This is a genomic window from Geomonas terrae, assembly GCF_004791675.1.
GTDB classification, from domain to species: domain Bacteria; phylum Desulfobacterota; class Desulfuromonadia; order Geobacterales; family Geobacteraceae; genus Geomonas; species Geomonas edaphica.
In genome coordinates, this window is the sequence record NZ_SRSC01000003.1 from 780,534 (window position 1) to 803,921 (window position 23,388).

At 60.8% G+C, this 23,388-nt stretch carries 21 protein-coding genes and 1 other annotated feature; of the genes, 16 read left to right on the forward strand and 5 right to left on the reverse strand.

Annotation, left to right across the window (positions count from 1 at the left end; all coding sequences use genetic code 11):
* The first annotated feature begins 29 nt into the window (after window positions 1–29).
* The 8 genes from ilvD to E4633_RS15315 all read left to right on the forward strand — a co-directional run bounded on the left by ilvD (window position 30) and on the right by E4633_RS15315 (window position 10,251).
* Window positions 30–1,691 (forward strand): dihydroxy-acid dehydratase, encoded by a 1,662-nt coding sequence (gene ilvD / locus E4633_RS15280; RefSeq protein WP_135871457.1) that lies wholly within the window; start codon window positions 30–32, stop codon window positions 1,689–1,691.
* Between the two features lie 159 nt (window positions 1,692–1,850).
* Window positions 1,851–3,551 (forward strand): biosynthetic-type acetolactate synthase large subunit, encoded by a 1,701-nt coding sequence (gene ilvB, locus E4633_RS15285; protein WP_135871459.1) that lies wholly within the window; start codon window positions 1,851–1,853, stop codon window positions 3,549–3,551.
* A gap of 22 nt (window positions 3,552–3,573) precedes the next feature.
* A complete protein-coding gene (ilvN, locus tag E4633_RS15290) occupies window positions 3,574–4,065 on the forward strand; it encodes an acetolactate synthase small subunit (protein WP_129126365.1) in 492 nt (163 codons plus the stop codon).
* 116 nt (window positions 4,066–4,181) lie between these two features.
* A complete protein-coding gene (locus E4633_RS15295) occupies window positions 4,182–4,841 on the forward strand; it encodes a phosphatidylserine decarboxylase family protein (RefSeq protein ID WP_135871461.1) in 660 nt (219 codons plus the stop codon).
* Window positions 4,842–4,873: 32 nt separating this feature from the next.
* Window positions 4,874–5,623, forward strand: coding sequence for a CDP-diacylglycerol--serine O-phosphatidyltransferase (gene pssA, locus E4633_RS15300; RefSeq protein ID WP_162605011.1), 750 nt, complete (start codon window positions 4,874–4,876; stop codon window positions 5,621–5,623).
* Between the two features lie 187 nt (window positions 5,624–5,810).
* Window positions 5,811–6,055: a binding site (T-box leader), on the forward strand.
* A 92-nt stretch (window positions 6,056–6,147) separates the two neighbouring features.
* Window positions 6,148–7,695, forward strand: coding sequence for a 2-isopropylmalate synthase (locus E4633_RS15305; RefSeq protein ID WP_135871465.1), 1,548 nt, complete (start codon window positions 6,148–6,150; stop codon window positions 7,693–7,695).
* Window positions 7,696–7,864: 169 nt separating this feature from the next.
* On the forward strand, window positions 7,865–8,374 hold the full coding sequence (locus E4633_RS15310; RefSeq protein ID WP_135871467.1) for a hypothetical protein: 510 nt from the start codon (window positions 7,865–7,867) through the stop codon (window positions 8,372–8,374).
* Window positions 8,374–10,251, forward strand: a complete 1,878-nt coding sequence (locus tag E4633_RS15315) for an MXAN_6640 family putative metalloprotease (RefSeq protein ID WP_135871469.1) — start codon at window positions 8,374–8,376, stop codon at window positions 10,249–10,251. Before E4633_RS15310 ends, E4633_RS15315 begins: the two co-directional genes overlap by 1 nt.
* A gap of 151 nt (window positions 10,252–10,402) precedes the next feature.
* On the opposite strand, the gene E4633_RS15320 is transcribed toward E4633_RS15315, so the two are convergent.
* Entirely contained in the window at window positions 10,403–10,606 is a 204-nt protein-coding gene (locus E4633_RS15320) for a cold-shock protein (protein ID WP_135871471.1), read from the reverse strand.
* 220 nt (window positions 10,607–10,826) lie between these two features.
* Entirely contained in the window at window positions 10,827–11,855 is a 1,029-nt protein-coding gene (locus tag E4633_RS15325) for an LOG family protein (protein WP_135871473.1), read from the reverse strand.
* A 159-nt stretch (window positions 11,856–12,014) separates the two neighbouring features.
* Here E4633_RS15325 and E4633_RS15330 point away from each other — a divergent pair, with 159 nt between their 5' ends.
* The 8 genes from E4633_RS15330 to E4633_RS15365 all read left to right on the forward strand — a co-directional run bounded on the left by E4633_RS15330 (window position 12,015) and on the right by E4633_RS15365 (window position 20,598).
* Window positions 12,015–13,298 (forward strand): 3-isopropylmalate dehydratase large subunit, encoded by a 1,284-nt coding sequence (locus E4633_RS15330; RefSeq protein ID WP_135871475.1) that lies wholly within the window; start codon window positions 12,015–12,017, stop codon window positions 13,296–13,298.
* Window positions 13,299–13,359: 61 nt separating this feature from the next.
* Window positions 13,360–13,887, forward strand: coding sequence for a 3-isopropylmalate dehydratase small subunit (locus E4633_RS15335; protein WP_135871477.1), 528 nt, complete (start codon window positions 13,360–13,362; stop codon window positions 13,885–13,887).
* Window positions 13,888–14,160: 273 nt separating this feature from the next.
* Window positions 14,161–15,687 (forward strand): hypothetical protein, encoded by a 1,527-nt coding sequence (locus E4633_RS15340; RefSeq protein WP_135871479.1) that lies wholly within the window; start codon window positions 14,161–14,163, stop codon window positions 15,685–15,687.
* Window positions 15,684–16,460, forward strand: a complete 777-nt coding sequence (locus E4633_RS15345; RefSeq protein ID WP_198419455.1) for an MlaE family ABC transporter permease — start codon at window positions 15,684–15,686, stop codon at window positions 16,458–16,460. The genes E4633_RS15340 and E4633_RS15345 overlap by 4 nt, the downstream gene beginning before the upstream one ends.
* 33 nt (window positions 16,461–16,493) lie before the next feature.
* Window positions 16,494–17,564 (forward strand): MlaD family protein, encoded by a 1,071-nt coding sequence (locus E4633_RS15350; RefSeq protein WP_135871481.1) that lies wholly within the window; start codon window positions 16,494–16,496, stop codon window positions 17,562–17,564.
* Window positions 17,565–17,702: 138 nt separating this feature from the next.
* A complete protein-coding gene (locus tag E4633_RS15355; RefSeq protein ID WP_135871483.1) occupies window positions 17,703–18,590 on the forward strand; it encodes a carotenoid biosynthesis protein in 888 nt (295 codons plus the stop codon).
* A gap of 111 nt (window positions 18,591–18,701) precedes the next feature.
* The gene (locus tag E4633_RS15360) at window positions 18,702–19,178 is read left to right on the forward strand and encodes a cytochrome P460 family protein (protein WP_135871485.1); all 477 of its coding nucleotides are present in this window, start codon (window positions 18,702–18,704) and stop codon (window positions 19,176–19,178) included.
* A 145-nt stretch (window positions 19,179–19,323) separates the two neighbouring features.
* The gene (locus E4633_RS15365) at window positions 19,324–20,598 is read left to right on the forward strand and encodes a M16 family metallopeptidase (RefSeq protein WP_135871487.1); all 1,275 of its coding nucleotides are present in this window, start codon (window positions 19,324–19,326) and stop codon (window positions 20,596–20,598) included.
* A gap of 65 nt (window positions 20,599–20,663) precedes the next feature.
* Here the strand turns inward: E4633_RS15365 and E4633_RS15370 are convergent, their stop codons facing one another.
* Genes E4633_RS15370 through E4633_RS15380 form a run of 3 tightly spaced genes read right to left on the reverse strand, consistent with a single transcriptional unit; the run spans window position 20,664 to window position 23,166 of the window.
* On the reverse strand, window positions 20,664–20,873 hold the full coding sequence (locus tag E4633_RS15370) for a hypothetical protein (RefSeq protein WP_135871489.1): 210 nt from the start codon (window positions 20,871–20,873) through the stop codon (window positions 20,664–20,666).
* 23 nt (window positions 20,874–20,896) lie between these two features.
* Complete coding sequence (locus E4633_RS15375; RefSeq protein ID WP_135871491.1) at window positions 20,897–22,429, reverse strand: phospholipase D-like domain-containing protein; 1,533 nt, start codon at window positions 22,427–22,429, stop codon at window positions 20,897–20,899.
* A complete protein-coding gene (locus E4633_RS15380) occupies window positions 22,426–23,166 on the reverse strand; it encodes an endonuclease/exonuclease/phosphatase family protein (RefSeq protein ID WP_135871493.1) in 741 nt (246 codons plus the stop codon). Before E4633_RS15380 ends, E4633_RS15375 begins: the two co-directional genes overlap by 4 nt.
* Between the last annotated feature and the right edge of the window lie 222 nt (window positions 23,167–23,388).

Consider the following 23,388-nt stretch of genomic DNA (forward strand, 5'->3'; position numbering starts at 1 on the left):
GGGTGTCGCCGGCGTCACGGGAGAACTGCATGCGTAGCGACATGATCACCCAAGGGCTGGAGCGCACCCCGCACCGCGCCCTTTTGAAAGGAACCGGCCTCCCGCAGAGCGAGATGGGGAAACCCTTCATCGGCATCGCCACAAGCTTCACCGATCTCATCCCCGGCCACGTCGGGATGCGCGACCTCGAGCGCTTCATCGAGAAGGGGGTGCACACCGGCGGCGGCTACTCCTTCTTCTTCGGGATTCCCGGCGTCTGCGACGGCATCTCCATGGGGCACAAGGGGATGCACTACTCGCTGCCGACCCGCGAGCTGATTGCTGACATGGTCGAGTCGGTCGCTGAGGCGCACCGCCTGGACGGCCTCGTCCTTTTGACCAACTGCGACAAGATCACCCCGGGTATGCTCATGGCGGCGGCCCGTCTCGACATCCCCTGCATCGTGGTCACCGCGGGGCCCATGATGAGCGGCCGTGGCGACGCCGGTAGGAAGTACTCCTTCGTCACCGACACCTTCGAGGCGATGGCCCGCTACAAGGCCGGCGTCATCGACGACCAGGAACTTGCCCGCTGCGAGGAGAACGCCTGCCCCGGCATGGGTTCCTGCCAGGGGCTCTTCACCGCGAACACCATGGCTATCCTCACCGAGACCATGGGGATGAGCCTGCCGCGCTGCGGCACCGCACTCGCCGTCTCGGCGCTCAAGCGCCGCATCGCTTTTGCCTCGGGCGAGCGCATCGTCGACCTCGTGCGCGAGAACATCACCCCGCGCTCCATCCTGACCCGCGAGGCGTTCGAGAACGCGATCCGCGTTGATCTGGCGCTTGGCGGCTCCTCGAACACCGTGCTGCACCTCCTTGCCATCGCCCACGAGGCAGGTGTGGATCTGCCGCTCAACACCTTCGATATCCTCTCCAAAGAGACCCCGCAGATCGCGTCGATGAACCCGGCTGGCGAGCACTTCATGGAAGACCTCGACGCGGCGGGCGGTGTCGCCGGTGTCATGAAGCAGCTGGGGGACAAGATCCACGACTGCCCGACCCTCATGGGCCTCTCCACGAAGGAGATCGCGGCGAGCCTAAAAGCGGTGGACGACAGCGTGATCCGCCCGGTCGACGCGCCGGTCAAGAAGGAAGGGGGGATCGCGGTCCTCTTCGGCAACATCGCCCCAGAGGGTGCCGTGGTCAAGCAGTCCGGCGTTGGCGAGAAGATGATGCAGTTCACCGGCACCGCACGCTGCTTCGACTCCGAGGACCTCGCCATGGCCGCCATCATGGAAGGGAGGATCAAGAGCGGCGACATGGTGGTGATCCGTTACGAGGGACCCAAGGGGGGGCCGGGGATGCGCGAGATGCTCGCGCCGACCGCCGCCATCATGGGGCTGGGCCTTGGCGACTCCGTGGCGCTCATCACCGACGGCCGCTTCTCCGGCGGGACCCGCGGCCCCTGCGTGGGCCACATCTCGCCGGAAGCCGCGGTGGGCGGCCCCATCGCCCTCGTTGAAGACGGCGACAAGATCGAACTCGATATCCCGTCCCGTTCCCTGAAGCTCCTCGTGAGCGACGAGGAACTGGCGGCAAGGCGCGCCCGCTGGGTCGCCCCGGAGCCGAAGATCAAGAAGGGTTGGCTCGCCCGCTATGCGAAGGTGGTTACCTCGGCCCATACCGGCGCCATCACCACCGCTGAATAAAACCTCGACCCCCTCTACCATGAGGGGCAGGGGCAGGTCCCTTCCTTACCGGGACGGATCGGCCCCAGGGGAAACTCATTACTAGTGATTCCGTGCTTACCAGGCGTGGGATCGATCAATACGCAGGCAGGCGAACTGCCGCGGCAAGGGGGACATCGCATGAAGATGAACGGTGCACGTATTCTATTGGAGTGTCTCAAGCGGGAGGGGGTCGACACGATCTTCGGCTATCCCGGCGGGACGGTCATCAACCTCTACGACGAGCTCTTCTCGTTCAAGGAGATCAGGCACATACTGCCTAGGCACGAGCAGGCAGGTGTTCACGCGGCCGACGGCTACGCCCGCGCCACCGGCAAGGTAGGTGTCGCCATCGCCACCTCGGGCCCCGGCGCCACCAACACCATCACCGGTATCGCAACCGCCTACATGGACTCCATCCCGATGGTGATCATCACCGGACAGGTGCCGACCGCCCTCATCGGCAACGACGCCTTCCAGGAGGCGGACATCATCGGCATCACCCGCCCATGCACGAAGCACAACTTCCTTGTGAAGGACGTGAAGGATCTCGCGACCATCATGAAGAAGGCGTTCTACATCGCCCGCACCGGCCGCCCCGGCCCGGTCGTGGTCGACCTCCCGAAGGACGTCCAGGTCGCCCAGACCGAGTTCAAGTACCCCGATACCGTGGAAATCCGCGGCTACAAGCCGACCGTCGAGGGTCACCCGAAGCAGATCGAGAAGGCGGTCGCCGCGATCATGCAGGCGAAGAAGCCGGTGATCTACGTGGGGGGCGGCGTCATCCTCGGCAACGCCTCGGCCGAACTCGTGGCGCTCGCGAAACGCCTCGCCATCCCGGTCACCACCACCCTCATGGGCCTTGGCTCCTTCCCCGAGAACGATCCGCTGTCGCTGGGGCTTTTAGGCATGCACGGCACCTACTACGCGAACATGGCGGTTTCCAACTGCGACATGCTGATTGCGATCGGGGCCCGTTTCGATGACCGCGTCACCGGCAAGATCGCCTCCTTCGCGCCGCACGCGAAGATCGTCCATGTCGACGTCGATCCCACCTCGATCAAGAAGAATGTGCGCGTCGATCTCCCCATCGTAGGCGACGTGCGCGACGTGCTTACGAAGATGCTGAAGATCGTAGACGAAATCGGCCCGGACGCCGAAGGGTGCCGCCAGGCGGTCGCCACCTGGAGCGCCGAAATCGACGAGTGGAAGGAAAAGCACCCGATGTCCTACAAGCAGACCACCTCCACCATCAAGCCGCAGTACGTGATCCAGAGGCTGCGGGCGCTCTCCGACCCGGACGCCATCGTGGCCACCGACGTCGGGCAGCACCAGATGTGGACGGCTCAGTTTTTTGGCTTCACCGCACCGAGGACGCTCCTTTCCTCCGGCGGCCTCGGCACCATGGGCTTCGGCCTCCCGGCGGCCATGGGGGCGCAGGCCGGCTTCCCCGAGCGTCAGGTCATGGTGATCTGCGGCGACGGCGGCTTCCAGATGAACATGCAGGAACTCGCCACCATCGTGCAGAATCGTCTCAACGTAAAGATCGTCATCCTGAACAACAACTTCCTGGGCATGGTACGCCAGTGGCAGGAGCTCTTCTTCGACAAGCGCTACTCCTCGACCTGCATGGAACTTCCCATCGACTTCATCAAGCTCGCCGAGGCCTTCGGCGCCACCGGTCTGCAGGCGACCAAGGTGGACGAGGTGGACGACGTGATCAAGAAAGGGTTCTCCATCAAGGGCCCCGTTCTGATGGAGTTCAAGGTCGCACGCGAGGAGAAGGTGCTCCCGATGGTCCCGGCCGGCGCTTCGCTGACCGAGATGGTTCTTGCTAGCTAACTGCCTGCCCATGGAGGATACGATGAAACATACGATAGCTGTGCTCGTGGAGAACGAATTCGGCGTTCTCTCCCGCGTGGTCGGTCTCTTTTCCGGCCGCGGCTTCAACATAGATTCCCTTACCGTGGCGCCCACCAACGACGAGGCGCTTTCCCGCATCACCCTGGTCACCCGCGGTGACGAACAGATCATCGAGCAGATCACCAAGCAGCTCAACAAGCTGATTGACGTGATCAAGGTCATCGACTTCGAGGCGGAGAACGCCATCGAGCGCGAGATGGTGCTCGTGAAGGTCGCCGCCGAGGACCAAAGCCGCGCCGAGGTCCTGAGGATCGCTGACATCTTCCGCGCCAAGGTCATCGACGTGACGCCCAAGTCCTACACGCTCGAGGCAACCGGTACCCCCGCCAAGGTGGGTGCCATGATCGAGCTCCTGCGCCCCTTGGGGCTCAAGGAACTGGTCAGCACCGGCCCCGTGGTGATCGGCCGCGGCGCCAAGGGGTGGAAGGGGTAATAGCTTCTTTTCATTGCATGATGGGCCGTTTTCGGGCTATACTCCCGCTTTGCTGCGCGGACGCCCGGAAACGGCCTTTTTGTTGTCCGCGACAATCACTCAACCAGAGGTACTAGATGCGCAATACCAATACCCCGATCGCCGTCGAGGGGTACCCGTTCATAGCAGGCTTCGCCGCTGTGGCCGCGGTCTTCGCGGTCATGGGGCAGTTCCTGCACTGCGGCTTCTTCTTCCCGGCAGCCCTCTTTGCGCTGCTCGCCCTGTTCTCCGTCTTCTTCTTCAGAAACCCCGAACGTGCCACCCCTGCCGGTGAGAACAAGGTGATCGCACCGGCCGACGGCGAGGTGATCTTCCTCGGCAAGGTGATCGAGCCGCACACCTCGACCGAGATGGAGAAGATCAGCATCTTCATGTCCGTCTTCAACGTCCACGTGAACCGCGCGCCCTTGACCGCGAAGGTGGTGGACGGCTTCTATAACAAGGGTAAGTTCTACGACGTGCGCGACGAGCGCGCGAGCTTCGAGAACGAACAGCAGGGGCTCGTCCTAGAGACCGCCTCCGGGCTCAAGATGGTGGTGGTGCAGGTGGCCGGGCTCATCGCAAGGCGCATCGTCTGCTACGCTAAGCCCGGGGACCAGCTGACCCGCGGCCGCAGGTACGGCTTGATCCGTTTCGGTTCGCGGCTCGACGTCTACCTGCCGCTCGGCACTAAGATCGACGTGGTCATGGGACAGAAAACGGTCGCCGGTGCGACCGTACTGGGGATACTGCCGTGAGTGAAGAGAAACCAAAAGTAGAAAGGGAAGGGATGCGCAAGGGGATCTACGTCCTTCCCAACCTGTTCACCGCCGGGAGCCTCTTCGCCGGCTTTTACTGCATGGTTTCCACCGTGAACGGCGACTACCGCACCGCCGCCCTCTGGATCCTCGCCTCGTCGATCTTCGACGGCCTGGACGGCAAGGTGGCCCGCCTCACCGGGACCGCCAGCAAGTTCGGCGTGGAGTTCGACTCGCTTGCCGACGTGGTCTCCTTCGGCGCCGCTCCGGGGCTTCTCATGTACTGCTGGGCTTTGAAACCCTTCGGGCGCCTTGGCTGGCTCGCCGGTTTCCTGTTCCTCGCCTGCGCGGCACTGAGGCTTGCGCGCTTCAACGTCCAGGTGGAGACGGTGGAGAGCAAGCGTTTCGTGGGGCTGCCGACCCCTGCCGCGGCGAGCATGGTATCCGCTATGGTGCTCTTCTTCTACCACATGGGGTGGCCCGCCTCGTACAACAAGCTCGCCATCCTGGTGCTCATCTACTTCCTCGCGCTCCTCATGGTCTCGAACGTCAAATACTACTCGTTCAAGGACCCGAGCCTGATCAAGAGGCAGCCCTTCGCCATCCTGGTGCTCGCCGTGCTGCTCCTCATCGTGATCGCGGCGGAGCCGGTGGTGATGCTTTTCACCATCTTCATCTGCTACATCCTCTCCGGCCCGATCGGTTTCGTCATCGGTTACCCGCGCAGGCGCAGGCTGGAACGCGCCATGCACCGGGTCTACGAGGGGAAGAAGAACCTGTAAACCCGTTCAACGTTCTGCGTTCAAGGTTCTACGTTGATGACCGTAGGACGGGACGGCACTCCGGCGGCTCGATGGTAAAAACACGGCGTTGTCCACTATGGGCAACGCCGTTTTAGTAGGGTGGTGTCGGAAAATAAAACAAAAAGGCTTGACACGGGTTCGAGCGTTTTCTATTATCTCCCGTAATGTAAAGGCAATGACGAGGAGTAGTAGCCTATACCTTCCCCTACAGAGAGCCGGTGGTTGGTGCAAACCGGTGAGGAAGCAGGTGAACTCGCCTTCGAGCCGTCGTGGTGAAGAACACCCGTTCTACTGAGAACGCGTCGCTCCTAGCCATGGCCGAAACCCCGCGTAAAGGGGACAACGAGGTCCGCCGCAGGGCGGATGAATGAGGGTGGTACCGCGGAAGCTTTTAGAGCCTTCGCCCCTTACTGGGGCGGAGGCTTTTTCATTTTCGGCCTGTCGGTTTTTGAAAGGGAGAGCAGGCTAACGAGGCAGCACAACCACTAAGAGGGGGAGCGCAAGTGAACAACACGGAACCGAAAACCATCAAGATCTTTGACACGACACTCAGAGACGGGGAGCAGTCCCCGGGCGCCAGCATGAACATCGAGGAGAAACTCCGCCTTGCCAGGCAGCTTCAGAAACTGAACGTCGACGTCATCGAGGCGGGCTTCCCGATCGCCTCGGAAGGGGATTTTGAGGCGGTGCAAAAGGTGGCCCAGACCATCAAGGGGCCGGAGATCGCCGGTCTTTGCCGCGCCGGTTTCAAGGACATAGATCGCGCCTGGGAGGCCCTGAAGTACGCCGAGGAGAAGGGTCGCATCCACACCTTCATCGCCACCTCCGACATCCACATGAAGTACAAGCTGCAGATGACCCCCGCCCAGGTGCTGGACGCGGCGGTCAAGGGGGTGAAAAGGGCGCGTTCCTACACCGCAAACGTGGAGTTCTCCTGTGAGGACGCGGTGCGCACCGACCTCAAATTCCTCGCCGAAGTGGTGGGTGCGGTCATCGACGCAGGCGCCACCACGGTCAACATCCCCGATACGGTCGGCTACACCATCCCCTTCGAGTACTTCAACATCATCAAGTACCTGAAGGACAACGTGAAGAACATCGACGACGCGGTCATCTCCGTTCACTGCCACAACGACCTGGGCCTTTCCGTGGCCAACTCCATCGCCGCCGTGCAGGCGGGCGCGGGACAGGTCGAGTGCACCATCAACGGCATCGGCGAGCGCGCCGGCAACTGCTCGCTCGAGGAGTTCGTCATGGCGATCAGGACGCGCGGCGACATCCTCCCCTTCAAGACCAACGTGGTCACCGAGCAACTCACCCCGGCCTCCCGCCTGCTCACCCAGGTGACCGGCATTGCGGTGCAGCAGAATAAAGCCATCGTCGGCGCGAACGCCTTCGCCCACGAGGCGGGGATCCACCAGCACGGCATGTTGATGGACAAGTCGACCTACGAGATCATGACGCCTGAGTCGGTCGGCCTCAAGGCGAGCGCGCTCGTTCTCGGCAAGCACTCCGGGCGCCACGCGTTCAAGAAGAGGCTCGAGGAACTCGGACACGAACTGGACGATGACGCGCTGAACAAGGCGTTCACCCGGTTCAAGGCGCTTGCGGACCTGAAGAAGGAGGTCTTCGACGAGGATCTGGACGCCATCGTCGCCGACCAGGCGAAGAAGATCGACGAGAAGTACAAGCTCTCCCACATCACCGTCACCTGTGGCTCGTTTGCTGTCGCCACGGCAACGGTCCAGATGGAGATCGACGGCATGCAGGTGAGAACGGCCGAGCTCGGCGACGGCCCGGTAGACGCAACGCTCAAGGCGATCAAGAAACTCGCCAAGCGCGACGCGCAGCTGCTTCAGTACAACGTGGGCTCGATCACCGGCGGCACCGACGCGCTCGGCGAGGTCACCGTCCGCATCACCGAGGGGGAGCGCAACCCGGTCGTCGGGCGCGGTTCCTCCACCGACATCATCGAGGCCTCGGCAAAGGCGTACATCGATGCGCTGAACCGGCTCTACTTCGCTACCGATCGCGAAATAGAATCTCTCTAGTCGTTCCGCAACACACTCTGAACCGCAGTACAGGAAGAGGAAGCCGCCTGGCTTCCTTTTCCTGTCTTTACATTTTTTTACTGTAATTCTGCTGCCGCCTCGTGTAATGCTATCAGCATTTCCCTTCATGTTTTTCGCTTCCCATCCGATCAGTATCAAGGTGATTCACATGCACGGTCTCAGACGTCTAGCTCTTGTTGCTTTGACAGTAGCCCTTACCGCTTTGACTGCGCATGCCTTCGCCAAGCGCCCTTCCGAACTCTGGTCCTTCTTCCATTTCGACGGCAAGGGGTTCGCCGCCGGCAAAGCGGGAGAGCCTTTCGTCCCCTTCGTGGCGGTGCGCGCCGGGTTCCGTCCCGTGGTGGAGACCAACGAGGAGAGGATCCGTGAGGTGGCGCTGACCGAAGGCACCGGGGCGATCGCGGGGGTCTGCTTCGTGCAGTCGTACGGTGGAAAGCTGCGCCCCGCCGCTGGGTACCATGCGGTGCCGCTGCTTCCGGTTCCCATCGCTGCCGGGGATAAGCTGGTGACGACGGTGGATACCGACGGTAACGGCTTTTATGTGGCGGTACTCCCGGTCGGCACCTACCGGGTAGGCAACCAGGGAGTCGAGGTGAAGGTTGAGGTGGGCGCAACAAAACTGGTCCCGCTTCGAGTGGGCAAAAGGATGGTGGACTAGTGGTAAAAAGACTCTTTGCATCTGCGCTTTGCGCGGCACTGCTCTTTCCGGCCTTCGCTTCTGCGGCGGCTCTCGACGACTATTACCTTGCCAGGTTCGGCCATGAGGCGAGTGTCGCCAAGGCGCTGAGCTCGGTCCAGTCCCAGACGACGCACGCTGAAAGGTGCCGTACCGGGTTCTTCAGACAGCTGAAAAAGGACTGGAGCCGGCTCGAGGCCCCCACCCAGAAGGTGCTGGCCAAGTACCTCGCTCGCCCCTCGCTCAGCAAGGAGAAGACCTGCACCCCGGTCGGCGGGCACTTCACCATCCACTACACGACGAGCGGCGGTGACGCCGTCGACACCACCGACAACAACGGCAACGGCGTGCCCGACTGGGTCGAGACGGTTGCCGGTGTGTTCGAATACGTCTACAGCGTCGAAGTGGAGAAGATGGGGTACCATCCCCCCCCCGACGCGAGTTACGATGTCTACCTGCAGGACCTGGCAACGGACGGGGTCTACGGCTACACCCAGAACGACTCGGCGCCGGTTACCGGCAGCTCGGTCTCCTATTCTAGCTGGATCCAGATAGACCGCTCCTTCGCATCGCCCATATTCAGTCCCTACACCCCGATCACGAGCCTTAGGATCACAGCGGCCCACGAGTTCCACCACGCGATCCAGTTCGGGTACAACGCCTATTTCGATACCGCCTTCGCCGAGATGACCTCCACGTGGATGGAGGACGAGGTGTACGATTCCGGCAACCAGCTCTACGACTACCTTTGGGCCTACATGTCGAGCGTGGGGACCGTTGCGGTCAACGCCGGGGTAAGGGGGGGCACCGAGTATGGGCGCTGGATCTTCAACCGTTACCTAACCGAGCTGCAGCAAAGCCGCACCGTGATCAGGGCGGTCTGGACCGATCTCGCGGCGCAGCCCCGGCCGAACAACACGAGTTCACCCGATCTAGGCATTGAGATCCCCTTTATCCCGTCGCTTGACACCGCCCTTCAGGGCAACATCGGCAACAACTTCGTCGGCTTCGCGAAGCGGATGCTCATGCACGACTGGGAAAGTCACCTGATCGATCTGCAGCTTATCCCGACGGTCCCGCCGGCCCAGATCAATACGGTCGACGGCACGATACCCGCGCCCGCCATCTCCTTGCCGACCCCATACACCTTCCAGGTCTACAAGTACCTGCCTGCGAATCCAGGCGGCACCCTGAAGATCACCTTCACGAGCCTGCCCGCCTCGGTGGTGGTGGCAGCTGAAAAGATCGGGACCTCGGGTATCACCGAGTACCCTTACAACGCCTCGACCCAGAGCATAACGGTCCCGCTTTTCGAGGCGGGCGATGTCGTATATCTGATCGCCTGCAACAACGGCAACGGCGACTTGAGCGATCCTGTGGCGGTCTCCCCGGCTTTCCCGGCGGACAACGTCACGGTGACCGACGGGACCGGACTTGGCAACGACGGACTGGTGCTGGATGCCAACCGTCTCACCATCCCGGCCCAAAGCGGTGGTGGCGGTGGCGGAGGCGGGGGTGGGTGCTTCATCGCGACGGCGGCCTACGGCAGTTACCTCCATCCGAAAGTCGCCGAACTGCGGGCCTTCCGCGATCACTGGCTCATGACCAACGCGCCCGGCAGGCTCTTCGTCTCGGCGTACTGCCGCCTGAGCCCGCCGATCGCCGATGTGATCGCCGGCCACGAATGGATGAAAAGCGGGGTGCGTGGGATGCTGCTCCCCTTGATCTTCGCCGTCGAGCACCCGATGGCCGCATTGATGCTGCTGCTCTTTATGTCCGCGGCGGTAATGCGGCAGGGGGCAAGACGCTTGAGGGCGGTTTCTTTGAGGGGACGGTCTAACGCTGCTCTTGGGAGGTAGAAGGCGGTTGCAGACGGCAAGGTGCACGGGCGAATAATCATTCGCCCCTAGAGGTCGCGGCTGTCTTATCCAACTGTTGTCTCTGGGCAGCAAACAAAAAAAGGCCCCGCCGGTATCCCGGCGGGGCCTTCTACGTTCGATGCTTTAAGCCTTAGCCCAGCTTCTTAACGTTTGCAGCCTGCAGACCTTTCGGCCCGTTGGTTACGTCGAAGGAGACCGCCTCCCCTTCAGCCAGGGATTTGAAGCCGTCCCCGGTGATGGCAGAGAAGTGCACGAATACGTCCTCGCCGTTCTCCTGCTCGATGAAACCGAACCCTTTCGCGTCGTTGAACCATTTAACCTTGCCCTGTGCCATTTTCCTGCCTCCTTTTTCTAACCTCCGGGTCTCTGCCGGATCTACGTTTGATGCTGCAATTTCCGGAAGGTTCTTTGGCTGGAAATGGCTCAAAGTGTTGATAACCCTTTGGCTTTTCGGCGCGGCAAACTTCCAGAACTAGCTGCTGGGATAAAAATTAACATCGTGTAATAACCTTGTCAAGCAAATATTTCAAAACAATTGTTTCTTATTTGCCCGACTAAAAGGTGTTCAAGCGCCTAATGAAGGCGATCAGCAGACCGTAGTGCTGGTGGTGGAATCGGAAGGCGATCCTCGGCAGCTCGAGCAGGTCCGGCTCGTCGGCCTCCTCGGGTCGCGCGCTAATGAGCTCGATGCGGCTGCCGTCTAACCTCAATTCGGGGAACTCGTTCTCCAGCATCTCGATCTGTTCGAGGGTGAGGACCTTGGTCAGACGGATAATGAGCTCGCCGTTCACGAAGCGAATAGAATGATAGTTGGTATAGAACTCGTCGATGACCTGGACCGCCTCTTCACAGCTCTTGGTGATGGTGAAGATGGAGAAATCCTCGGCGGAGATGAACCCCTTAACCAGCAATCTTTCTTTGATGAAACGGAAGAAGTGTTCCCAGTAACCTTCCTCGTCGTCGACCAGAACCAGGGGTTTGGGGGAGGTTTTACCGGTCTGAACCAGGGTGAAGACCTCCATCGCCTCGTCCAGCGTTCCAAACCCGCCCGGGAACACCGCGATGGCGTCGGATTCCTTCACGAAGGCGACCTTGCGGTTGAAGAAGTACTTGTAGGTGATGAGCCTGGGGTTCTTCAGCATGATCGGGTTGGCGCTCTGCTCGAAGGGGAGCTTGATGTTCGCCGCAAAGGAGCACTCGCTTCCCGCCCCCTCGTTGCCTGCCTGCATTATGCCTCCACCGCCGCCGGTGATGATCATGTACCCCTTGTCCGCCAGCAGGCGGCTGAAGCAGATGCACTTTTTGTACATCTCCTCTTCGGGGAGCGTTCTGGCCGAGCCGAAGATGGTTACCTTCTTCTTCTGCCGGTAGGGTGCGAAGACCGTCGTTGTATAACGCATCTCCTTCATGGTGTTGCTCAATAGCTTCAGGTCCGCAAGGTAGCTCGTGTCCTGTCCCGCTTTGAGCGCGGCGATGATCATCTCGCGCGTCTGCTCGGGGTGGTGCACCCCGCCCGCCTTCTCCATCAGATCATCAATCATCTTGTCGATTTCGCTGTTTGTCCTGTTGAAACGAAGTTGCATACGCGGCTCCCTGTTGGATTGAGGCGGCCATTATAGCATGGCTATACGAGCAGGCAAATGTTTAATAACATTGAACAATTATTAGTTTGATTTGTTGCTCTTATTTTATTATCTTGGCGACTGGTAAAAACACTTCAAACTCAAAAGGAAGCGCTATTTATGGGTATGACAACGGCTCAAAAGATATTCGCGGCCCATCTGGTTGATGAGCCTTTTGCAGGAACCAAAGTGCTTGGCATCGACGTGGTCATGTGCCACGAAATCACCACGCCGATCGCGATCGCCGACCTCATGGCGCGCGGTAAGGACCGGGTCTTCGACACCACGAAGATCAAGGCGGTCATCGATCACGTGACGCCCAGCAAGGACTCCAAGACCGCCACCCAGGCCAAGATGCTCAGGGACTGGGCGCGCCGCCACGACATCAAGGACTTCTTCGATATCGGCGCGAACGGCGTCTGCCACGCCATCTTCCCCGAAAAAGGGTTCATCCGCCCCGGCAACACCGTCATCATGGGTGACTCCCACACCTGCACCCATGGCGCGTTTGGCGCCTTCGCGGCCGGGGTCGGCACCACCGACCTCGAAGTCGGCATCCTGAAAGGGGTCTGCGCCTTCCGCGAGCCGAAGACCATCAGGATCAACCTGAACGGCACCCTGCCCAAGGGGGTCTACGCTAAGGACGCCATCCTGCGCGTCATCAGCGAACTGACCGTGAACGGCGCCACCGACCGCGTCATCGAGTTCGGCGGCCCGATCGTTGACGCCATGACCATGGAATCCAGGATGACCCTGTGCAACATGGCCATCGAGGCTGGCGGCACCTCCGGCATCTGCGCACCGGACCGCGTCACCGTGGACTACCTCTGGCCTTTCATCTCCGACACCTTCGCCTCCAAGGAAGCGGCCGTCGCCGAGTACGCCAAGTGGGCTTCCGACGCCGATGCCGAGTACGACAAGGTGATCGACCTCGACCTCTCCAATCTCACCCCGCTCTGCACCTTCGGCTACAAGCCGGACCAGGTGAAGAGCATCGAAGAGATGGCCGGGACCCCGGTGGACCAGGTTTACGTCGGTTCCTGCACCAACGGCCGCATCGAGGATCTCAGGGTTGCCGCCCAGATCCTCAAGGGGAAGAAGATTGCCCCGACGGTGCGCGGCATCCTTTCCCCGGCTACCCCGCAGATCTACAAGGAAGCGGTCGCCGAGGGGCTGATCCAGATCTTCATGGACGCCGGCTTCTGCGTCACCAACCCGACCTGCGGTGCCTGCCTCGGCATGAGCAACGGCGTTCTCGCCGAGGGCGAGGTGTGCGCTTCCACCACGAACCGCAACTTCATGGGCAGGATGGGGAAGGGTGGCATGGTGCACCTGCTTTCGCCGGCTACCGCCGCCGCCTCCGCCATCGAAGGGAAACTTGCCGACCCGCGCAAGTATCTGTAATCAATTGACGATTGACAATTGACAACGAATCGCGGGGTGTGCCCGCTTACAGGAGACTGACATGAAAAAATTTGGTGGCCCGGCCCTCTTCCTGGACCGCAGCGACATAAATACCGATGAAATCATCCCGGCCAAGTATCTCACCGAGATCACCAAGGAGGACCTGAAGCCTTACCTCCTCGAGGACCTGAAGCTCCCGGGCTTCGACCCGAAGAGCGACAAAACCTTCGGCGCCGGCGCCGTGGTGACCCGCGCCAACTTCGGTTGCGGCTCCTCCCGCGAACATGCACCGTGGGTCTTCGAGGTGAACGGCATCCACGTGGTCATCGCCGAGTCCTTTGCCAGGATCTTCCGCCAGAACATGTTCAACTGCGGCATGGCCGCCATCGAGCTTGCGCCGGGGCAGATCGACCGACTCTTCACCTTCGCAGACGCCGCAGACGCCACCATAGAGGTAGACGTTGCCAACACCTCGCTCACTATCAAAGGGGGGGGACGTGAGGAGTCGATGCAGTTCGAGATCTCTCCCTTTGACAAGGCGCTTGTTCTCGCCGGCGGATGGGTCGACTACGCTGACAGCAAGTACTGATCAAGCATAAGCTACATTCAGAGAGACTTGCCGAGGCAGGAGACAGACAGTTTCCTGCCTCGCTCTTTTTGCCGGATGACTGGACATTTTCAACGTGAGTGGCATAACTTTGACGGTGAGTCGAGCGATGTGAAGCCCTTGTGTCACTTGAAGTAATTGTCTTTCGGCGCCACTACTGTAACGTACTCAATAGTACATTTTGATTGACTCAGCGTAATTGCAGCAGTTACTATCCGACCTTGTATCTTCAATCGAGGTGGTCCCAAGAGGTTCATGACACGCTCCGTCACGTCCATAACTGCGTTGTTGGCCTTGCTGCTGTTCTCAGCGCCAGGGCACGCCGAGCAGGAAGCTAAGCAGGAAGCTAAGCAGGAAGCTAAGCAGGAGGCTAAGCAGGAGGCTAAGCAGGAGGCTAAGCAGGAGGAAGGGACCATCTTCACCCTGTGGCCCTTGGTGGACTACCGCGAGAGCCCCCGCGAGCGTTACAGCAACCTCTCGATTCTCGGACCACTTTTCAAGTACCAGAAAAGCGGGGACAACCGCGACCTGGCCCTGAGGCCGCTGTTCTACCGGACCAGCAATACCAGGGAGAAGGCAAGTTCCACGTACTACCTCTATCCCGTGGCGTCGAGTGAGAATACACCTGAGACCGGGAACGCCGAGGTGCTGCAGCTCTTCAGGACCTCCACCTTCCGGAAAGAGGAAGCGGAACCGCAGCGCGAATCGTCGACCATGCTGTTTCCGTTCTACGTCTCCGGGGAGTCTGAGAAGTACGGACCGTACCGCGCCCTGTTCCCGATTTACGGCGACATCTACGAGCGTTTCTGGCGTGACGAGTATCACTTCGTCCTTTTCCCGCTTTACGGCAGCACCGTGAAGAAGGGGACCACGACGAGGCACTACCTCTGGCCCATCTTCGCAACCACTTCCGGCGAGAACGAGTCGGGCTTCGACGTCTTCCCGCTTTACGGGCAGTCGCACAAGACCGGGGTGTACGAGAAGCGCTTCGTGCTCTGGCCCTTTTACACCTCCGAAAAGACCGGGCTCAACACCGACAACCCGACCGAGAAGAAGTTCATCTTCCCGCTGTACGCCTCGACCGACTCTCCCAAGAGGACCTCGCGCAGCTATCTGTGGCCCTTCTTCGGCTACACCGAGGACCGCGGTAAGAAGGTCGAGGAAGTGGATTACTTCTGGCCCTTCTTCACCAAGGTACGTGGCGAGAAGAAAAACGGTGACTCCTTCCTGCCCTTCTACTCCCATGAGAGCTACCCGGAAGGGGATAAGACCTGGTACATGTGGCCGCTGTACAAGCACGAGGAACTGAAATCGGACATCTTCGGCCAGGAGCAGGACCGGGTGCTCTTTTTCCTGTACCGTGACAACCGCGAGTACTGGCCCAAGGACGGAAATCAGCGGCGCCGTACCACACTGTGGCCCCTTTATCTTTACCGGAAGAACACCGACGGCGTCTCCTCGTTCTCGTTCCCCGCTCTGCTCGAGCCGATCCTCGACAAGGACGGGATCGAAAAGGAATGGGCACCGCTTTGGCGCCTTTATCAAAGGCGGTGGGACGAGGCGGGTAACTCCACCTCCAGTCTTTTGTGGAACCTGTTCTGGCACGAGCGGCGCGGCGACGATCTCGCATACGAGCTCTTCCCGCTGATCTCCTACCGCAGGACGGACAAGGGGCGCGAGCTGAAACTTCTGAAGGGACTGATCAGCCTGAAGCGCGACGGTGGTCAGGAGGGGGTGAATCTCTTCTGGCTTCCCTTCGGACCCAAATGGGGTGATAAGTGACGCAAGTTTTCGAACGCTTAGGCAAGAAGGTCCTCTACTTTCACCAGGTGCTGGGGGAGATGGCCATCCTCCAGGGGAAGATCATCTACTTCGTGCGGGAGGCGCCCCGCAACATCCCGAGCATCCTGACGCAGATGGCGGTGATCGGCTGGGACACTCTCCCGGTGGCGTCGGTAATGGCCTTCTTCGTGGGTATGGTGCTCGCGCTGCAGACCGGCGTCGAATTGCAGAAGTACGGCGGGCAGAACATCATCGGCGCCATCGTCGGGCACTCCATGGTGCGTGAACTCGGCCCGGTCATGACGAGCTTCCTGGTCGCCGGGCGCTGTGGTTCCGCCATGGCAGCGGAACTAGGCGTCATGACGGTGTACGAGGAGATCGATGCGCTGAAGACGCTCGACATCGACCCGGTGCGCTACCTCGCCATGCCGCGCTTCATCGCCTGCATCATCTGCGTTCCTGCGCTGGTTTTATACGGCGACCTGATCGGCATCGTCGGCGGTGCGCTCATCAGCAACCTGCACCCGCAGATCTTCGTCTCGTACGCCACCTACTACGACAGCCTGACCGCTGCCCTGAAGATGAAGGAGATCGGCATCGGCCTCACCAAGTCCATGGTCTTCGGCGCGATCATCGCGCTGGTCTGCTGCTACGTAGGCTTCGCCACCTCCGGTGGCGCGCGGGGGATCGGTCAGGCCACCACGCGGTCCGTCGTTCTTTCTTTCATGCTGATCCTGGTCGCCGACTATGTCCTGACCAGGCTCCTTATGTAACTGTTTTTTCCTTTGTTCCGGAGGTAGAGATATATGGCTCTGTCAGTCGAGAAAAAGGTCGGCATGTTCTTCGTGTTCGGTCTCATCATCCTGGGCGTGCTCCTGGAGGTGGGGGAGAAGTGGAACCCGTTCGAGAAGAACGTCAAGTACAAGACCTACCTCACCAGCATCACCGGCCTCAAGGTGGGTGACCCGGTCCGCCTGGCGGGTGTGGACGTCGGCCGCATCAAGGACATCGTGGTGCTGAACGACAAGATCGAGATCGATTTCGAGGTGAAACCCGGTACCCGCATCAAGACCGACACCGTCGCAGGCTTGAGGCTCACGAACCTTCTGGGGGGCCAGTTCCTCGGTCTCTCTTTCGGTTCCCCGAACGCGCCACTGCTCCCGGAGGGGGGGACGGTGAGAGGAAAGGACGTCGCTAACATCGACATCATCGTCGACGACCTTTCCGCCGTCATCAAGGACACCAAGGTCCTGGTCAACAACCTGAACAAGAACCAGGACGAGGTGATGCAAAAGATCAGCGGCATCCTGGACGACAACCGCGGCAACCTGAAGGAGACGATCGCCAACATCAGCAGCATCACCGGCAAGATGGATCGCGGCGAAGGGTCGCTCGCCATGCTTTTGAACGACCGCAAGCTCTTCGACGACGCGAGCAGCGCCGTGTCCAGCCTGAAGGTGGTCGCTGGCAAGATCGAGCGTGGCGAGGGGACCTTGGGCAAGCTCGTCAACGACGACACCGTGTACACCGACGCCTCCGCCCTCATCAAGGATCTCAGAAGCGGCACCCAGGACCTGAACGCGAGCATGAAGGACGTCCGGGAGATCACCGCGAAGATCAACAAGGGCGAAGGGACCATGGGCAAACTGGTGCACGACGACTCCCTCTACAACGACCTGCGCGACGCGTCGAAAAACGTGAAGGAGATCGCCCAGAAGATCAACTCCGGCCAGGGGACCATCGGGAAGCTTGTCAACGAGGACCAACTCTACCGCGACACCACGGCAACGCTCAAGAAGGCGGAACGCGCCATGGAAGGGCTCGGCGACACCGGCCCCATCTCTGTCTTAGGCACCATCGTCGGGACGCTTTTCTAAAGGTGTAACGCTTTAGCTCCATCTACAGCCCCCTCCCCCTCCACGCGTGTTTCGACCCGCAGGCGGGGGAGGGGGCGATGCTTTTTCGCTGTCCGTATCGCAGCTTCAAGATCGCTACTACATCGGAGACCCGCCGGTATGACCCACATCCTCGACATCGCGGTGGGGACCTTCACCATGCGTCCCTACGTCTTCGCCTTTTTCGCCGTCTACCTCGTCACCGCCGTGCTGCACCTAGGGTGGAAGAAGACGGCGTGGTTCACCGTCTGCGGCTACCTGGTCGCCTTCGCCTCCGAGTACTCCTCGATCAACACGGGCTTTCCCTACGGCTGGTATTACTACGTGGACGTGACGCGCGACCGTGAGCTCTGGATTGCGGGCGTCCCCTTCTTCGACTCGCTCTCCTACGTTTTCCTCACCTACTGCAGCTACGCCACGGCACTTCTGGTCCTTGGGCCGGTAAAGCGCTTAAAGGGAGACCTCGTGCTCCTCGAGACGGCACGCCTGCGCCGCTCCTTCCCGGTGCTGCTTTTAGGCTCGCTGTTTCAGGTCTTTTTGGACATCATCACCGACCCGGTGGCGTTGCAGGGGAGCCGCTGGTTTCTGGGGAGGATCTACGGGTATCGCGAGGTGGGGACCCATTTCGGCATCCCGATGTCCAACTACTGGGGATGGTGGCTCGTGAGTGCCGCCCTCATCTTCGTCCTGCAGCGGATCGACCGTGTGGGGAGCGCGAAGCGGCGCCCGGCAGGCGTTGCCGCCGCCCCGTTCCGCTCGCTTTACGGGCCGTTTCTCTACCTTTGCGTGATCCTCTTCAACCTTGGTGTCACCTTCTATATCGGTGAGAACCTGATGGGGCTGACCGGGATCTTCATCTTCACCCTGCCTGTCGTGATGGCCCTAGTGCTCCTGGCTCAGAAGGTTGATCGCTATCACAAGGACGAGCTTGCCGACCACCTGGCGGATTATCCCTGGTCACCCGCCGCATCGGGCACTTCCAGCCGGACCGTCTTCCCGTTAACTTAATTTAATACAACCTTTGATAGCATCGCCACGGCGTGGTATCTCTTTAGGGCCCGCGCTCGGACCTCGATGTCTGAAAACGGACCAACTTTCTCATCAATCGGAGGCACGACAATGAAAAAAATGATTTCTTTGCTGGCTCTTGCCGCCCTGGTAGGCGTAACAGGCGCTGCCTTTGCCGCTGAACAGGGGACCCTTCCCAGGAACTACGAGAACTGGGAGAAAAGCAAGGCGAGGGTGATCACCGACAAGAAGTCCATGTTCTACGGCATCCACTACATCTACGTGAACAAAAAGGCGATGCCTGCCTACAAGTCGGGAGCAGCCAACTACCCCGACGGCAGCCGTTTCGTCGCCGTCAACTACTCCATAAAGGAGGAAGGAGGCAAGCAGGTGCCGGGCAAGAAGACCATGATCGTCATGATGCAGCGTGACAAGAAGGCCAAGGAGACCGGCGGCTGGCGTTTCGTGGGCTTCACTCCCGACGGCAAGCCTTCCGGGCTCGACGGCAAGCGCGACTGCTTCGGCTGCCACGAAAAGGACGCGAAGGATCGTGCCTTCGTCCTCTCGCGCTACGCCGAGTTCAAGTAGTCCATCAGAAGGTTTTAAACGCAGCACAGGCGCCTGTCGTTTCATCGGCAGGCGTCTTTTTTTTGTCCATCTGTTTTCCCGACAACCTGCGTGTTATAATTGCTGCCAGCGAAAACCAAATATTCCGCAAGCTTAAGGAGCCTTTATGTTTACCCTTTCGACCGCCCCCAAGCTTCAACTCACCACGCTTCCCAACGGCATACGCGTGGTCACGCAGCAGATACAGGGTATGCAGAGCGCCGCCGTCGGCATCCGGATCGACTCCAGCACCAGAAATGAAGAACCGGAGACCGGAGGCGCCTCGCACTTCATAGAGCACCTGCTCTTCAAAGGGACCCCGAGCCGCGACGCGGACCGCATCACCGACGAGTTCAACAGCATCGGCGCCCGAGCCAACGCCTACACGAGCCAGGAGGAGGTCTTCTACTACGCCGTTTCCCTCGCCTCCATCATCCCGGCGACCTTCGACATCCTGGCCGACATGTTCGTCAACTCCTGGCTCCCCGGGGATGAGGTGGAGAAGGAGCGCGGCGTCGTGCTGCAGGAAATCCTGATGAACCAGGACAACCCGGGTCGCTTCATCTACAACCAGTTCCACCAGGGGTTCTGGCAGGGACACCCGCTCGGGACGCCTATCCTCGGGACAGCGGAGACCATCGGGAACATCTCGCGGGAACGCCTGATGGAGCATAAACTCGGGAATTATCTGAGCAACGCGACCCTCGTTTCCGTCGCAGGAAACGTGGAGCACGAGCAGGTCGTGGAGCAGGCCGCGCGTCTTCTGGCGGAGCTTCCGACCGGTACCCCGAAAGGGAGGAAGCCTTCGGAAGGGTACCGCGTCGCCGTCGGGCAGAACGTGCACTACCAGCGCGCCATGGAGCAGACCCATTTCTACATGGGGTACCCGCTTCCTCCGGCCGGCAACGAGCATCGTCACAAGCTTGCCGTCCTGAACCAGATCCTTGGCAGCGGCATGAACTCGCGCCTATTCCGCGAGGTGCGCGAACGCAGGGGGCTTGCCTACACGGTTTATTCCATGATGTCGTCCTACACCGACTCGGCCGGCCTCATGATCTACGCGGGGACCGGTCCGGAGCGGGCCCAGGAGGCGGTGGACGTCTGCCATGGCGAGGTGCTGCGCTTTTGCGACGAAAAGGTGAGCGAGGAAATGCTGGCGGCCGCCAAGGAGCAGATCCGCTGCGCGCGGCTCATGGCGCTTGACGACTGCGAGACCCAGGTGCGCAGGATCTCCAACACAACCTCCCTTTTGGGGGCGCCGGAACCGATCGAACTCTCTTTGGAAGCGATCTCGGCGGTAACTGCGGAGGAGGTGCAGGAGGTGGCAGGGCTGCTTTTCCAAGGGGTGGTGCCGCGGGTGGAATCTGTTGGGCCGGGAGAAGGGCCGGGTTTGCCGCGCTGAACAAGAAAGCGCATATGATGGGACAGACGGCAGGGGCGATATTTCGCCCCTGTCTTTTTTTGCCCTCAGCTCATATCGTCGGTATCGCCGCTTAGGTGAGGGAAGTGTTCGTGATGCATCTCGTGTTTGAGATCGGGAATCGTGCCGCAGGAGGCGCAGAGATATTTCTCGCTGTCATTTGAGTAGACGTTGCGTTGACAGGACGGACTCCAGACCCTGACATCGCATGCGTGATCGTCGATCTCGACACCTGTCTTAGTCGTTTTTTCTGCCATGTTGGTGTCCTCCTTCTCGGTTTTCAAAGCCGGATGAGCATCTGGCTTAACTTAAATATACCCCTTGCGAAGGAACCAAGCTCCGATTTTGTGAAGCTCTCGAAGATGAACTCGTTGTCGACCGGTTGCGCCGGATCGACCACGCGGGCGATTGGCTCCAGCGCTTCGGGAAGCTCGCTGTTTTCAAAGGTGGGATCGGGCTGGTAACGGCACAGCCTAGCTTCGTCGTCGTCGGCAAGGGATTCGAGATGTGCGGTCAGGTGTTCCATGTCCTCGAATTTTCTTTCCTTACCGCAGCCGAAGAGGCCGGCATGCTCGGCCAGCAGCGAGGAGCGCAGGGCGCGGATGGCGTGGGTCAGCTCTTCATCGCATGGCGCGGGCGAGGCCTCCCATGCGACGTTCAACTCGGTATCGAGCCCCATGCTGCGATTGGTGGCATTAGCAGAACCGATGGTGAGGAAGCGGTCGTCGATCAGGAGGAGCTTACTGTGAATGAAGGTCATCTGCCTGACGTCGTGGTCCGCCTGGGCGGAAGAGTAAACGCTCAGCATGTGGCCGGTCTTCTCCGCCACCCGCTGCAGTGACCGGATCATGCGTATCTGAGGAAGGCCGAGGAAAAGCTCCTCGGTGAGCGGGAGCCGGTCCGGGAGCATCAGGATGATCTGCAGGCGTGGGCGCTCCGGCATGCTCATGCGTGCGACCAGCGACCAGAAGATAGCCTGCGAACTGAAATACTGGTTTTCCAGGTAGATGAGGCTTTGTGCCGACATGATGGCGTCCACGAAGAGACGGCGGATCTCCTGGATCTCCGGGGGCGTGGTGGGCGGGGTGGGGGCCACAGTCCTGCTTATGGCCACCTTCGTCGTCGGCATCTTGAACGCCCCGGACGGGACGGTCGGGACGAGGGTTCCGGCCTCGGGCAGTTTCAGCTCACCGGCCCCGGAGTCGCGCCAGCGCTGCCGGAACAGGGCGAGGAGCACCTGCACCACCGGTCCGGTGTGGTAGGTCTGGATGTCGTGGTATGAACCGTACCGGTGGCCGTCGACGTCGATGCGCTCCGGGTTTTCCTTCATGTGGTGGCGGTCGTCCCAGCGCGAGGAACAGATGTCCATGCCACCCAGGTAGGCGAGGGCCCCGTCGGCGATGACGAACTTCTGGTGGTGTGTCGCCCCTGGCGCATGGCTGCTGTCGAAGCGGAAGTGAATTCTCTTGTTGGAGGTCCAGTTGAAGATGACGCCCTGGAACCACTCACGCTCGAGCGAGAAGACGGCACTGAAGTCCCAGGCGAGGATGTAGACCTGCAGGTCGGGATTTCGTTCGCACAGCCGATCGAGAAAGCGCAGGAACCTGCCTCCCCCGAGCGCGTCCTGTTCATCCGTCCCGCGCAGCAGGCGCACTTCCGAGTCGAACTGCCACCCCGCCATGAGCAGATAGCTCCGGGCGGCCAGAGCCGTATGGTAGAAGGCGCGGTAATAGTTCTCGGCGTCGACCAGGACACCTGTCTCGTCCGCGTCGTAGATACCCATGCAGTTCAGGCCCGGCTTCAAAATGTTCATGGCAGCTCCAGTGTGACCACGAGCGGCAGATGGTCCGAGGCGACCCTGCTGAGAGGGGTCTTCGGAACGGAGACGTTGCGTACCTTCAAGTCACGGGAGACGAACATGTGGTCGATGCGCATGAAGGGGAGTTGGGAAGGCCAGGTTCCTCTGGGGAAGCGCCCTTTCACCCCGCGTTGGACGTCGTGCATGTGTTGGGTCAACAGGCGATAGACATGGGAGCCGGCCATGGCGTTGAAATCGCCGCAGAGGATGGCGGGGTGACGGCACTCGGGGTGGGCGAGCCATTCGTGGCCGGTGATGCTGCGGGCCTGCCGGACGCGTTCGCCCCGGTTCAGCCCGAAATGGGTGGCCAGCACCTGCACGCTGTGGCCGCGTAACTCTATTTGGGCCCATATCGCACCGCGGCGTTCGAAGGAGGGGTGCAGCGGGTCGGTAGGGACCGGGGCCGCCTTGATCAGCTGAACGCTGCCCCGGCTGAGTATGGCGTTGCCGTAGCCCCCTTCCTGCAGGTGGATCGAGGAGTGGAAGTGAAAGGACATCTCCAGGGTCATGGCGATGAGGTGGGCCTGGTCGATCATCCGGGTGCGCTGCAGCCCCGCGTCAAGCTCCTGCAGGGCGACGATGTCCGCGTTGCACTGGTCGATCACCTCAGCGATGCGCAGTGGCGACAGCTTGCCGTCGGTACCGATGCAACTGTGGACGTTGTAGGTCAGTACCGAGATCGTTTTCGACATGGGGGCTCCTGGCTGGGTTCTGTGACCCCATGGTTAAAAACTTTTAAAGGCTACCCGGCGGGCAGGGGGATGTCAATTTTTGGCGGGAATGCCTAACTGTCCGACTGAATGGTCCGCCTGGCCCGACGGAGCACTGTTTGAGGCTGGTGGCTCGCTGGCTGGGGGCTGGGGCTGGGGCTGGGGCTGGGGCTGGGGCTGGGGCTGGGGGCGCCCGACAGGGCG

Excerpts from the sequence above, each read along its gene's own strand:
- E4633_RS15310 (WP_135871467.1), top strand. The coding sequence starts at position 7,865 with ATGCACGGTCTCAGACGTCTAGCTCTTGTTGCTTTGACAGTAGCCCTT.
- E4633_RS15295 (WP_135871461.1), top strand. The coding sequence starts at position 4,182 with ATGCGCAATACCAATACCCCGATCGCCGTCGAGGGGTACCCGTTCATA.
- ilvB (WP_135871459.1), top strand. The coding sequence starts at position 1,851 with ATGAAGATGAACGGTGCACGTATTCTATTGGAGTGTCTCAAGCGGGAG.
- E4633_RS15335 (WP_135871477.1), top strand. The coding sequence starts at position 13,360 with ATGAAAAAATTTGGTGGCCCGGCCCTCTTCCTGGACCGCAGCGACATA.
- E4633_RS15375 (WP_135871491.1), bottom strand. The coding sequence starts at position 22,429 with ATGAACATTTTGAAGCCGGGCCTGAACTGCATGGGTATCTACGACGCG.
- E4633_RS15330 (WP_135871475.1), top strand. The coding sequence starts at position 12,015 with ATGGGTATGACAACGGCTCAAAAGATATTCGCGGCCCATCTGGTTGAT.
- E4633_RS15350 (WP_135871481.1), top strand. The coding sequence starts at position 16,494 with ATGGCTCTGTCAGTCGAGAAAAAGGTCGGCATGTTCTTCGTGTTCGGT.
- E4633_RS15325 (WP_135871473.1), bottom strand. The coding sequence starts at position 11,855 with ATGCAACTTCGTTTCAACAGGACAAACAGCGAAATCGACAAGATGATT.
- E4633_RS15370 (WP_135871489.1), bottom strand. The coding sequence starts at position 20,873 with ATGGCAGAAAAAACGACTAAGACAGGTGTCGAGATCGACGATCACGCA.
- ilvD (WP_135871457.1), top strand. The coding sequence starts at position 30 with ATGCGTAGCGACATGATCACCCAAGGGCTGGAGCGCACCCCGCACCGC.
- E4633_RS15340 (WP_135871479.1), top strand. The coding sequence starts at position 14,161 with ATGACACGCTCCGTCACGTCCATAACTGCGTTGTTGGCCTTGCTGCTG.
- pssA (WP_162605011.1), top strand. The coding sequence starts at position 4,874 with ATGCGCAAGGGGATCTACGTCCTTCCCAACCTGTTCACCGCCGGGAGC.
- E4633_RS15355 (WP_135871483.1), top strand. The coding sequence starts at position 17,703 with ATGACCCACATCCTCGACATCGCGGTGGGGACCTTCACCATGCGTCCC.
- E4633_RS15380 (WP_135871493.1), bottom strand. The coding sequence starts at position 23,166 with ATGTCGAAAACGATCTCGGTACTGACCTACAACGTCCACAGTTGCATC.
- E4633_RS15365 (WP_135871487.1), top strand. The coding sequence starts at position 19,324 with ATGTTTACCCTTTCGACCGCCCCCAAGCTTCAACTCACCACGCTTCCC.
- E4633_RS15320 (WP_135871471.1), bottom strand. The coding sequence starts at position 10,606 with ATGGCACAGGGCAAGGTTAAATGGTTCAACGACGCGAAAGGGTTCGGT.
- E4633_RS15360 (WP_135871485.1), top strand. The coding sequence starts at position 18,702 with ATGAAAAAAATGATTTCTTTGCTGGCTCTTGCCGCCCTGGTAGGCGTA.
- ilvN (WP_129126365.1), top strand. The coding sequence starts at position 3,574 with ATGAAACATACGATAGCTGTGCTCGTGGAGAACGAATTCGGCGTTCTC.